Origin of the sequence: Ralstonia sp. 25mfcol4.1 (genome assembly GCF_900104095.1) — a bacterium.
Lineage (GTDB): Bacteria > Pseudomonadota > Gammaproteobacteria > Burkholderiales > Burkholderiaceae > Cupriavidus.
Genome location: NZ_FNJO01000006.1, coordinates 51,403 through 62,885 on the forward strand (window position 1 = coordinate 51,403; position 11,483 = coordinate 62,885).

Annotated in this window: 14 protein-coding genes and 1 tRNA gene; 10 read left to right on the top strand and 5 right to left on the bottom strand. The window is 66.4% G+C overall.

Annotated elements, in window-relative coordinates; translation table 11 throughout:
- The first annotated feature begins 76 nt into the window (after positions 1-76).
- The 7 genes from BLQ58_RS12415 (at position 77) to BLQ58_RS12445 (ending at position 5,708) form a co-directional block, all read left to right on the top strand.
- Entirely contained in the window at positions 77-499 is a 423-nt protein-coding gene (locus BLQ58_RS12415; RefSeq protein WP_092598182.1) for a hypothetical protein, read from the top strand.
- Positions 500-751: 252 nt separating this feature from the next.
- Positions 752-1,339, top strand: coding sequence for a cysteine hydrolase family protein (locus BLQ58_RS12420; RefSeq protein WP_254775934.1), 588 nt, complete (start codon positions 752-754; stop codon positions 1,337-1,339).
- Between the two features lie 55 nt (positions 1,340-1,394).
- Positions 1,395-2,285, top strand: a complete 891-nt coding sequence (locus BLQ58_RS12425) for a LysR family transcriptional regulator (protein WP_092598188.1) — start codon at positions 1,395-1,397, stop codon at positions 2,283-2,285.
- A gap of 201 nt (positions 2,286-2,486) precedes the next feature.
- Complete coding sequence (locus BLQ58_RS12430) at positions 2,487-2,825, top strand: hypothetical protein (RefSeq protein ID WP_092598191.1); 339 nt, start codon at positions 2,487-2,489, stop codon at positions 2,823-2,825.
- 267 nt (positions 2,826-3,092) lie between these two features.
- Positions 3,093-3,386, top strand: a complete 294-nt coding sequence (locus BLQ58_RS12435; RefSeq protein ID WP_092598194.1) for a GYD domain-containing protein — start codon at positions 3,093-3,095, stop codon at positions 3,384-3,386.
- 352 nt (positions 3,387-3,738) lie between these two features.
- Positions 3,739-4,047 carry a DUF485 domain-containing protein gene (locus BLQ58_RS12440; RefSeq protein ID WP_092598197.1) on the top strand — a complete coding sequence of 103 codons (309 nt, stop codon included), beginning with the start codon at positions 3,739-3,741 and terminating at the stop codon, positions 4,045-4,047.
- On the top strand, positions 4,044-5,708 hold the full coding sequence (locus tag BLQ58_RS12445; RefSeq protein ID WP_092598200.1) for a cation acetate symporter: 1,665 nt from the start codon (positions 4,044-4,046) through the stop codon (positions 5,706-5,708). Before BLQ58_RS12440 ends, BLQ58_RS12445 begins: the two co-directional genes overlap by 4 nt.
- Positions 5,709-5,784: 76 nt before the next feature.
- Here the strand turns inward: BLQ58_RS12445 and BLQ58_RS12450 are convergent, their stop codons facing one another.
- A complete protein-coding gene (locus BLQ58_RS12450) occupies positions 5,785-6,117 on the bottom strand; it encodes a DUF2322 family protein (RefSeq protein ID WP_092598203.1) in 333 nt (110 codons plus the stop codon).
- A gap of 74 nt (positions 6,118-6,191) precedes the next feature.
- Positions 6,192-6,268: transfer RNA gene (locus BLQ58_RS12455), tRNA-Val, on the bottom strand.
- A 247-nt stretch (positions 6,269-6,515) separates the two neighbouring features.
- Between BLQ58_RS12455 and BLQ58_RS12460 the strand changes: the two genes are divergently transcribed.
- A complete protein-coding gene (locus BLQ58_RS12460) occupies positions 6,516-7,394 on the top strand; it encodes a c-type cytochrome (protein ID WP_092598206.1) in 879 nt (292 codons plus the stop codon).
- Positions 7,395-7,424: 30 nt separating this feature from the next.
- On the opposite strand, the gene BLQ58_RS12465 is transcribed toward BLQ58_RS12460, so the two are convergent.
- Complete coding sequence (locus BLQ58_RS12465; RefSeq protein WP_092598208.1) at positions 7,425-9,062, bottom strand: acyl-CoA synthetase; 1,638 nt, start codon at positions 9,060-9,062, stop codon at positions 7,425-7,427.
- 189 nt (positions 9,063-9,251) lie between these two features.
- Here BLQ58_RS12465 and BLQ58_RS12470 point away from each other — a divergent pair, with 189 nt between their 5' ends.
- Together BLQ58_RS12470 and BLQ58_RS12475 are read left to right on the top strand one after the other, a co-directional pair.
- Positions 9,252-9,932 (top strand): Crp/Fnr family transcriptional regulator, encoded by a 681-nt coding sequence (locus BLQ58_RS12470; RefSeq protein ID WP_092598211.1) that lies wholly within the window; start codon positions 9,252-9,254, stop codon positions 9,930-9,932.
- Positions 9,933-10,062: 130 nt separating this feature from the next.
- Entirely contained in the window at positions 10,063-10,818 is a 756-nt protein-coding gene (locus tag BLQ58_RS12475) for an HAD family hydrolase (RefSeq protein ID WP_092598214.1), read from the top strand.
- Between the two features lies 1 nt (position 10,819).
- Here BLQ58_RS12475 and BLQ58_RS12480 read toward each other — a convergent pair whose 3' ends face one another.
- Together BLQ58_RS12480 and BLQ58_RS12485 are read right to left on the bottom strand one after the other, a co-directional pair.
- The gene (locus BLQ58_RS12480; protein ID WP_139186101.1) at positions 10,820-10,999 is read right to left on the bottom strand and encodes a hypothetical protein; all 180 of its coding nucleotides are present in this window, start codon (positions 10,997-10,999) and stop codon (positions 10,820-10,822) included.
- Positions 11,000-11,090: 91 nt separating this feature from the next.
- Entirely contained in the window at positions 11,091-11,405 is a 315-nt protein-coding gene (locus BLQ58_RS12485; RefSeq protein WP_092598220.1) for a hypothetical protein, read from the bottom strand.
- Between the last annotated feature and the right edge of the window lie 78 nt (positions 11,406-11,483).

Here is an 11,483-nt window from a genome sequence, read left to right on the forward strand (position 1 = left end):
AACGGAACACTTTGTCAGGTGCCTCGACGCTACAGTGGGCCTTCCCAAGTCTGTAGGCTTTTCTGGAGGTACACGAATGAAGCAACATCTGGCGAAATCCCTGTTGATGGCTGGCGCACTGATCGCGTCGTACCCACTGCTCGCGCAGCAGTTGGCTCCCGCCCAGCAGGCCCAGCCGATGCCCGCCACCCAGGTCGCGCCTGGCGCGCCTGTCGCCCCTGCCGCGTCCACCGGCTACGGTGCGCCGGCCGCTCCCACGGGCTACGCAGCGCCGGCCGCGCCGGCGGCGGCACCCGTTGACGTCGCGCAGCAGCAGCCCGCCGCCAACCCCTACGCACAGGGTTCGATGGAAACCGTGCAGAGGGGCGTGCCGCCCGCGCCGGGTACCGCGACCATGGCACCTGCCCCGGCCGCCGCCGACCCCGCCAGCATGAGCCTGCCGCCGGACGCCCTCGGCAGCCGCCTGGGCCGGCGAAACATCTACCTCGACGGCGCCTGACCTGATCGACGTCGATGCCCCCGCGTCGCCCCGCGCGCCTGTGCATGCGCCGCACAAATGCTGTGCGGCGCATGGCGTTGAACAGGCCACCTGTGCAAACCTAGACTGGCGCCTCGATTCTTTGAGGAGCCTGTCATGACCCTGACCCTGTTGCGTTGTTTCCGCCTGGCCACCGTAAGCCTGTCGCTTGCGGCATCTGCCGGCGGTGCCGTCCACGCGGCGCAAGACAACGCCCACCCGGGCATCCGCGCGATGCTGGGTGCCAAGCCTGTCGAGCATCTCGATCCGCGCAGCACGGCGCTGGTCATCATCGACTTCCAGAAGGAGTACTTCTCCGGCCGGATGCCGATTCCAGATGGCCAGCGCGCCATGGACAACGCGCAGCGCCTGCTTGCGTTTGCCGATCGCCACCGCATTCCCGTCTTCCAGATCCAGCACATCGCGCCGGCAGGTGCCGCCGTCTTTGCCGTGGATGGCCAGACCGTGGACTTCCAGCCGGGCATGGCGCCGCGCCAGCAGGACGTCGTGCTGCGCAAGGAAACCGTGAGCGTGTTTGCCAGCACGGACCTGGACCGCCGCCTCAAGGCAATGGGCGTCAAAACCATCGTGGTGGCGGGGCTGATGACCCATGCCTGCGTGGCCGGCGCCGCGCGCGACGCGGTGCCGCTCGGGTTTCACGTTGTGGTAGCATCCGACGCCTCGGCCACGCGCGCCATCACGCGCGCCGATGGCCGTACGATCGGCAAGGACGCGCTGCATGAAGCCGCGCTTGCGGAGATCGAAGACACGTTCGGCGATGTGATGACCACTGCGGCCATCACGCATCTGCCGTTGCGCTGACACTGTCCTGAGACGCCCCGCCGGGGCGTTTCTGCTTTTGGGAGACGGCATTTTCATGGACCAGCTGCTTGCCATGCGCGTCTTTCGCGCCATCGTCGAGGCCAGGGGGTTCTCGGCGGCGGCGGAGCGGCTCGACCTGTCGCACTCCACCGTGTCGCGGCAGCTCAAGCAACTGGAAGCCAGCATGGGCGTGCAGCTGCTGAACCGCAACACGCGGCGCTTCGCGTTGACGGACGCCGGCGAACGCTATCACCGCCACTGCGCCGATATCCTGGCGCGTATCGACGCCATGAACGTGGCGATGACGGGGGAGGGCGCGCAGTTGTCCGGGCCGCTGCGCGTGACGGTGCCGCTGGCCATCGGCACGCTCGAACTGCAGGACTGGCTGCCAGCGTTTCGTGCGCGCTATCCGGAGATCCGGCTCGACCTCTCGTGCAGTGACCAGTTCGTCGACCTGGTGGCCGAGCGTTTCGACGTGGCGCTGCGCATCCGTAGCGCGCCGCTGGCCGACAGCAGTCTGATGGCCAGGCGTCTGGCCAGGTCCGATACGGTTCTGGTGGCGTCACCCGCCTACCTGGCCACATGTGGCCTGCCGGTGAACGCCAGCGATCTCGCCCGCCACCAGCTGCTGGCATTCGCGGCGGCCCCCGATACGTGGCAACTGACGGGTGCCGACGGCCAAACCGAACGGGTTGCCGTGCGCGGCGCGCTGACTGCCGATGCGATCACCGCACTGTATGCGGCGGCGCTGGCCGGCGCCGGCATTGCGGCCTTCACCGAGCGCACGGCGCGCAGCGAACTGTCGCGTGGCCGCCTGGTGCGTGTGCTGCCGCAGTACCACGCAGGCACCAGCCACTACTACGCGCTCTATCCGCAGACCCGGCACCTGACTCCGCGTGCGCGGGCCTTCATCGATTTCATGGCGGAGCACTACGGCGCGCAGTGATGCGCAAGACGCCTGGAGGTGACAGCGACAGGCACCGATGTGCCATGCATCGCCCCGGTGCATCCGTGGGTCCGATGCGAGGACGGCCGTGAAAAATCTGTCCGCGGGCTCTGCAGCGCCTACAGTAGTGAAAGTCCCGGCGCCGGAAGCGGCGTGGGCACGGTCTTTGCGCGATACGGCCGGAGTAGGCCCACCATCATCATGCAAGAGCTTGCCTTTCGCACCCTGCTGTATCGGTACTTCTTTTTCGACTGGCTGTTCAAGGACACCAGCCGGGGCGACCTGATCGCGCGCACGGCGGCCTGGCGCTTCAACCAGGCCCGCGCACACTGGCTGCTGACCTATATGCGGCGATGGCTGTGGTGTGGCGTGCTGCTGTACGGGCTGGGCGGTGCGGCCGAGTTGCTGATGCGCGCGCCGGTGCTGTCGGCGTGCTTCTATGTGCCGGGCGCGCTCAGCGTTCCGGTCAATATCGTGATTGGCGTGATGTGGCTCGGGCTCAAGGCGTGCCCGGGGCCGGTGCGCACGCCGTCCCGCTGACTGTTTCAGGCTTGCAACGGCCTGGGCAGGAATCGTCCTGGTAAAGGATGGCCGCTGCCCGCCAGCCTGCGCGGTGCGGCCAGTGGCTCGCTCCTTGCATGGACGCGAAGTTGCTCACACTCCCCGGCGTGTCGCCTTCCAGGTGTACGCGTCCACGATGCATTTCATCAGGACGGTGCGTCGCGCGCACCTGTCGGGTCACGCTCCGAAGCCATGAGCCGCCGTCAGCGCGCTGACGACGCTGTCCCATCCTGTCGGAGATTTGCCATGACCCGATACATCGTGCTCGCAAGCTTTACAGACCAGGGCATACGCACTGTCAAGGACACCACCAAACGCGCCGCGGCCGTGCGCGAAATGGCGCCGCAGTTCGGCGTGAAGGTGACCGACGTGTTCTGGACGCTCGGTATATATGACGTGATCCTGACGCTGGAAGCGCAGGACGACGCATCCGTGACGGCCTTTGGCCTGTCGATCGGCTCGCAAGGGAATGTTCACACGCAGACACTGCGCGCCTTTACGGAAGACGAGATGAAGGCGATCGTCGGCAAGATGCGCTGAACGGCGCTTGCCACGCCGCCGCGCGTCCTGCGAACGGATCGACTTGCGCGGCGGCCCCCTGGCGCAGATTCCATGCAGCCAGCCGAAGTACGAGACCTGCTGGACCTCGACGGACCCGACGCCGATAGGTTGGATCGCAGTTACCAGTCCGCACGGGCCCGGCGGTGGCATCGCGACGCCATGCGCGCCGAGGTGAAGCACCGGCTAGGCGTTTACCCCCGCATCGCCAATGGCACCGTGTAAGAACCGGGTAAGGGGCGCGCATTACCTTGTCACCATGCCATGCGAGGACACTCGCGCGGCAAACGCAAATATATGTGGCACGTGCAGCAGAGATGCGCAGGAGACAAGCATGCAAGAGGATCTGATCGAGAAACTGAAGGCCAGCCGGCAGTATCGGGAACTGGTGAGTCGGCGCGGCCGGCTGGGCTGGCTGCTGACGGCCGTGATGCTGGTGGTGTACTACGGCTACGTGCTGCTGATCGCCTTCGACAAGGAACTGCTGGCAACGCGCGTGGGCCAGGGCGTCATGACCTGGGGGATGCCGATCGGATTGTTCGTGATTCTCTTCACCGTCGTGATCACCGGGCTGTACGTGCGCCATGCCAACCGCGTCTATGACGACCTGACCGACCGCATCAAGCAGGAGGTGGCACGATGACCCGTCACGCATTCGGCGCCGCAGCGCTCGGCGCGGCACTGCTGCTGTCCGCCAACGCCTTTGCCGCCGGTGGCGACCTGGGCCAGGCGGTGAAGCAGGCCACCAACTGGACGGCCATCGGCATGTTCGTGGTGTTTGTCATCGGCACGCTGTTCATCACCAAATGGGCGGCCAAGAAAACCAAGTCCGCGGCCACGTTCTATACCGGCGGCGGCATCACCGGCTTCCAGAATGGCCTGGCGATTGCCGGCGACTTCATGTCGGCCGCGTCGTTCCTCGGCATTTCCGCAGCGGTCTACACCAATGGCTATGACGGCCTGATCTATTCGATCGGATTCCTGGTCGGCTGGCCGATCATCACCTTCCTGCTGGCCGAGCGGCTACGCAATCTCGGCCGCTTCACCTTTGCCGATGTGGCGGCATACCGCTTCAAGCAGGCGCCTATCCGTGCCTTCGCGGCGTCCGGCACGCTGGTGGTGGTGGCGTTCTACCTGATCGCCCAGATGGTGGGAGCAGGGCAGCTGATCAAGCTGCTGTTCGGTCTGGAATACTGGGTGGCGGTGGTCATCGTCGGTGCGCTGATGATGATCTACGTGCTGTTCGGCGGCATGACCGCCACCACGTGGGTGCAGATCATCAAGGCCTGCCTGCTGCTGGGTGGTGCGTCGTTCATGGCCTTCATGGTGCTGGCCCAGTATCACTTCAGCCCCGAGCAGCTGTTTGCCAAGGCCGTGGAAGTGCATGCCAAGAAGGACTCCATCATGAGTCCCGGCAACTGCATCAAGGACCCGATCTCGGCCATCTCATTCGGCATCGCGCTGATGTTCGGTACCGCCGGGCTGCCGCACATCCTGATGCGCTTCTTCACCGTGCCGAACGCCAAGGAAGCCCGCAAATCGGTGTTCTGGGCCACCACCTGGATCGGCTACTTCTACATCCTGACGTTCATCATCGGCTTTGGCGCGATCGTGCTGGTCAGCACCAACGCCAGCTTCCAGGACGGTAGCGGCAAGCTGCTCGGAGGCGTGAACATGGCCGCCGTTCACCTGGCCAGCGCAGTGGGTGGCAATGTGTTCCTGGGCTTTATCTCGGCCGTGGCGTTCGCGACGATCCTGGCGGTGGTGGCGGGCCTGACGCTGGCCGGCGCGTCGGCGGTGTCGCACGATCTGTACCAGACAGTGTTCAAGCACGGCAAGGCCACCAGTGCCGAGGAACTGCGCGTGTCGAAGCTCACGACGATTGTGCTGGGCATCATCGCGGTGGTGCTGGGCATCGTGTTCGAGAAGCAGAACATCGCGTTCATGGTGTCGCTGGCCTTTGCCGTGGCGGCATCGGCCAACTTCCCGGTGCTGTTCCTGTCGGTGCTGTGGAAGGGCTGCACCACGCGGGGCGCCATGGTGGGCGGCTTCCTGGGGCTGGTGTCGGCGGTGGTGCTGACGGTGCTGTCGCAGGCAGTCTGGGTCGATGTGTTCCACTTCAAGAACGCACCGTTCCCTTACACGTCGCCGGCGCTGTTCTCGATGACGATCGGTTTTGTCGGCATCTGGCTGTTCTCGGTGACCGACAAGTCACGGCGTTCCCTGCTGGACAAGGCTGGCTTCGAGGCGCAGGAACTGCGCTCCGAGACGGGCATCGGCGCTGGCGAAGCGACCGCGCACTAGGCATCGCGTAATAGAAAACGGCCCCTGGATTCACAAGGGGCCGTTTTTCTTTTTGGCTGCGCGGACGGAAGACCGCTCAGGCTCTGGCGACGACCTGGATCTGCAGGGCTTCGCCGCCGGCGGCGACGATCAGCAGGCGGTCCACGTTCGGGTGTGCGCCCGGCCTGTTGCGTGCATCGGCGGTGTGTTCGGCAAAGACGGCCAGGCCATGCTCGGCGGCCTGGGCATCGAGCTTGCCGAAGACCTGCTGCAGGTAGTGGTACACGGCCAGCGAGCCTTGCTTGCCCTGTACGTTCTCGATGCTCGCTACCACGGTGCCGCTGGTGTCGACGAGGTCGATGCGGGCGATGCCGTCGATGGCGGGGAGTTGTGCGAGGTTGTCCTTGAATACCGGGCTTGGCTGGATCATGAAAGGGTTCCGTTGGGTCTGGAATGCAAAAACGGACGGTGCCGAGTGGCGACCGTCCGTTCCTGTTTGTGCGTTGGTAGGCTCGATTGGACTCGAACCAACGACCCCCACCATGTCAAGGTGGTGCTCTAACCAGCTGAGCTACGAGCCTAGCGAAGGCGCGAATTCTATAGACGACTTTCGCAAAGCGCAAGCATTTCTTTTGCGAAACCTTTGCTGGGGGGCGGCGCGCCACATGCCGGCCGCCAGCCAGCATCCCGGGAAGCATGCGCCATGCGGGCGGGCAGGTGGGTTTGGGGGAAAGGGGAAATTTGCAGCTTGTCACGGGCATCGATTAGGGTTACGGCTATGGCGCCCGCCCCAATAACAACCCCACGCCCGCACGAGGAGACTAGAACATGACCCCCTGGCTCACACGCGCCGCTGCGGCCATCGGCTGCACGCTGGCCCTGATCGGCGCCGCACCGGCGCACGCCGAGGATGCCGCCACGCTGACCATTACCGCCGGCGCGCAGCAGAAGACCCTGACCCGCGATGCGCTGCTGAAAGACCGGCGTCTGGCCAGCGTCACCGTCGACGACGACAACTACAAGCGTCGCATGACATTCAAGGCCATCCCGATGGCTGCGTTGCTGGCAGGCCTGCCGGCGTCGCCGGATGGCAGCGCCACCACGGCCGCCACCGATGGCTATGTCTCGCATCTGCCGCTGGGCCTGCTGCCGGCCGACCGCGCCGACGGCCCCCGCGCGTGGCTGGCGGTGGAAAACCCCGCAAAGCCGTGGCCGAAGCTAAAAGGGCAGGACATTGGCCCGTTCCGGCTGATCTGGACCGTGCCGAAGTCAGCCAGGCAGGCCGATGCGACGGTGCGGATCACGGAAAGCCTGTGGACCTGGGCGATTGCGCGCATCGATCTGGGCGGCACCGCCGCGGAGCGTTTTGCGGCGATTCGCCCGGCCGAAGGCGAGCCCGCCGACGGGCCGGTCATGCGCGGCTTCGCGGCGTTCCAGCGCGTCTGCTTCTCGTGCCATTCGATGAACCGCGCCGGCGACGCCAACCTGGGGCCAGACCTGAACGTGCCCTACAACCCGGTGGAGTACCTGGGCGACGACAAGCTGTCGAAGCTGATCCGCAACCCCCAGGCGCTGCGCTGGTGGCCGGGCTCGAAGATGTCGTCGATCGACGAGAAAACGCTGTCCGACGCCGAACTCAAGGACCTGCTGGCCTACCTGCACCACATGGCGGGGCACAAGGTGGACGCCCCGCCGCCAAAGCCCTGAGGCGCGGCGGCGGTTGCGCGGCGAGGCGCGTCAGACGTCGATCGCGGCGGCCGACTGCAGCTGGCGCCGCAGTTCGAACTTCTGGATCTTGCCCGTCGATGTCTTGGGCAGCGGCCCGAAGTACACGGCCTTGGGCACCTTGAAGCCGGCCAGCAGGGTACGGCAGTGGGCGATGATTTCCTCGGCGGTGGCGCTGGCGCCGTCCTTGAGTTCGACGAACGCGCACGGGGTTTCGCCCCACCTGGCGTCGGGCTGGGCCACCACGGCGGCGGCCATCACGGCCGGATGGCGGTAGATCGCGTCCTCGACCTCGACGCTGGAGATGTTCTCGCCGCCCGAGATGATGATGTCCTTGCTGCGGTCCTTGATCTTGATATAGCCGTCCGGCATGCAAACGCCCAGATCGCCCGTATGGAACCAGCCGCCGGCAAACGCCTCGCGCGTGGCGCGGTCGTTCTTCAGGTAGCCCTTCATGCAGATATTGCCGCGGAACATGATCTCGCCGATGGTCTCGCCGTCACGCGGTACCGGCTGCATGGTGTCGGGGTCCAGCACGGCCACGCCGGCCTGCAGGTGGTAGCGCACGCCCTGGCGGGCCTTCAGCACGGCGCGCGCTTCCATCGACACGTCCCGCCAGTCGTCCTGCTCCGCGCAGGCCGCGGCCGGGCCATACACCTCTGTCAGGCCATAGACGTGCGACAGTTCGAAGCCCATGTGTTCCATCTGCGCCAGCACGGCGGCCGGCGGCGGCGCGCCCGCCACCATGCCGCGCACCGGCCCGCGCAGGCCTTCACGCCATGTGGCCGGCGCGCTGACCAGCGCGGTGTGGACGATGGGCGCGGCGCAATAGTGGGTGACACCCTCGTCGCGCATCAGATCGAACACCAGCTTCGGATCGAACTTGCGCAGGCAGACGTTCACGCCGGCGCGTGCGGCCACGGTCCAGGCGAAGCACCAGCCGTTGCAATGGAACAGCGGTAGTGTCCACAGGTAGACCGGATGCTTGGCCATGTCCCATTCCAGGATATTGGACACCGCGTTCATGGCCGCGCCGCGGTGGTGGTAGACCACCCCCTTGGGGTCGCCCGTGGTGCCGGACGTGTAGTTCAGCGCGATGGCATCCCATTCGTCGGCCGGCATCTGCCAGTCGTAGTCGGGGTCGCCGCCAGCCAGGAAGGTCTCGTAATCGGTGTCGCCAAACGGCGCGTCGGGCTCGGGGCCCAGCACGTCATGGACCGCGATGACCTTGAGCCCCTGTACCTCGCGCGCAAGCTGGCGCGCCACGTCGGCAAACTCGGTATCGGCCAGCAGCACGCGGGCCTCGCCATGGCGCAGCATGAAGACCAGGTTGGCGGCGTCCAGGCGGATGTTCAGCGCGTTGAGCACGGCGCCGGACATCGGCACGCCGAAATGCGCCTCGATCATGGCCGGCGTGTTGGGTAGCAACGCGGCGACCGTGTCGCCCTTGCCGACGCCGGCGCGCGCCAGGGCACTCGCCAGCCGGCGGCAGCGCGCATAGGTATCGCGCCAGTTCTGCCGGAGCGGGCCATGCACGATGGCCAGGCGCTGGCCGTAGACTTCGGCCGCGCGGGCGATGAAGTCGAGCGGGGTCAGCGGCACGAAATTGGCGGCGTTGCGGGCCAGCCCGGTATCGAAGTCGGTCGGCATGATGCGTGTCTCCTGTCTGGATCCTGTCGGATTCGTGTTGTGTTGTCGGGGGCCACGCTATCATTCTCGCGCGGGCCGACTCTGTCGTTCAGGCGACAGAGCTGCTCCAACCGCGACATTGACGCATCTTGTGCCCCGTTGGCGTAAGTTTCGCGTCAGATTCCACTGGGTAACCGTTGCCGCAGGCTCATGAACGTCCACGACTCGCTTGAACAACACGACTGGTATCGCGCGCTGGCGCCGGAACACCAGGCGCTGGCGGCGTCGGGCACGGTGGTGCGGACGTTCGCGCCCGACAGCTATATCGCGCGGCGCGGCGAATTTTCGCGCCACTGGATCGGCGTGGATGCGGGCCTGATCAAGCTGGCGGTCTACACGCCGGACGGGCGCGGCTGCACCTTCTGCGGCGTGCCGGCCGGCGGCTGGTGCGGGGAGGGCAGCGTCATCAAGCGCGAGGACCGGCGCTACGACGTGATCGCCATCCGCGAATCGCGCGTGCTGCTGGTGGCCGAGGCGGTCTTCAACACGCTGCTGGCGGACAGCCTGCCTTTCGCGGGCTACGTGGTGCGCCAGCTCAACGAGCGCATGGGCCAGTTCATCGCCATGGTGCAGAACGACCGCCTGCTCGGCGCCGATGCCCGTGTGGCGCAGGCCATCGCCCAGCTGTTCCATCCGGCGCTTTATCCGAAGACCACGGCGGTGCTGGAGTTGTCGCAGGAGGAAATCGGCCTGCTCACCGGGCTGTCGCGCCAGCGCGTGAACCAGGCGCTGCGGCGGCTCGAAGCGGAGGACATGGTCGGGTTGTCGTACCAGACCATCCGGGTTACCGACCTGGAGGCGCTGCGGCGCTTCGGGATGTCGGAACTGTAGGGCGGCCCGCGTGCCGAATGCGGGGCGATTGCCGCGCCGCGTGGCCGTTTCGCCAATGTGCGCGTTTTACGGGGCGCGGCGAACACTGGCACAATTCGGACCGATTCCCTAATTCCGTGCCCCTGTCCCCATGCAACAACCGCTGGCCAACCTCGCGGCCATTTCACTCGATCTCGACGATACGCTGTGGCCGTTCACGCCAGCCGTCATACGGGCCGAGCAGACCCTGCACGACTGGCTGCTGGCGCAGGCACCGCGCACATCGGGCCTGCTGACATCGCCGCAGGTGCTGGGCGAGCTACGCGCGCGGTTCCAGGCAGAGCGGCCGGACCTTGCGCACAGCCTGCGCGAGCTGCGGCTCGGATCGATCCGCATGCTCCTGGAACTGTCGGCCGAAGACCCGCAACTGGCCGAGGCCGCCTATGACGTGTTCTTTGCCGCGCGCCAGCGCGTGGATTTCTTCGAAGATGCGTTCCCGGCGCTGGAATGGCTCAGCGCCCGCTTTCCGTTGGTGGCCGTGTCAAATGGCAACGCCAGCCTGCAGGTGACGGGCGGCCATCACTTCTTCCATGCGGCCCTGAATCCGGAGAGCGCCGGCTGCGCCAAGCCCGATGCCGCGATCTTCCATGCGGCGGCCGAACTGGCCGGGTGCCGGCCCGAACGGATGCTGCACGTCGGCGACGATGCGGATCTGGATGTGGTGGGAGCCATCGCGGCAGGCGTTCAGGCCGCGTGGGTGGTGCGCTCGGACGATGCCGCTGCGGCGCGCTGGGCCCGCAGCAGCCAGGCGCCGCATGTGATCGTGCGCGATCTCTATGCGCTGTGCCGGGCCATCGACCCGACCTGCCCGGTGGCGCGCGCGATGCCGGCGGCCGCGGCTATCTGATTCAGTCTTCGGACTTTTCCTGCGGCACGGCTTTGCCGAGCAGCTTGCCGAGCAGGCCGTTCTTGCCGGTGCCCTGCTGGCGCTGCGACTTCGGGAGCCCACCTGCCCGGTTGGCGCCGGCCTGCTTCAGATTGTTGTTGATCTTCAGGCCCTTGTTCTTTTCCAGGTCGGTTTTCTTCACGGACAGCTTTCCAATTGGTTAAGCCGCGCATTGTACGCATGTGCGGCGGGGCGGCGCGACATCGGGCCAGATCTTCGGCGCAATCCGGGCCTTAATCCTCGCCTCTGTCTTCGCCCTTCCCGTCGCCCTTGATGGCCTGCTTGGTCGCCTGGTAGCCGCGCTTCGTGGTATCCGCCACGGCGTGGCCGGCATCCCGCGCGCCATGGCCGATGGTGATGCCGGCTTCCTTGGCGCCGTGGCCAATCGTGCGGGCGACATCGGCCACCGCGTGGCCGGTTTTCTTGCCGGCTTCCTTGACGCCTTCCTTGAAGGCGTGTGCGTCGGAAGACACACTGGCGTGTGCCAGGGGGCTCATGGCGGCCATGGCGGCCAGCGACATCGTGACGATCGTCGTGCGGAGCTTCATGTTTGGATCTGGTCCGTAGCGGGTTTCACGTGGCCGTATTTTACGCGCGCCCGCGCCGCGATGCCCTGGCGCGGGCAG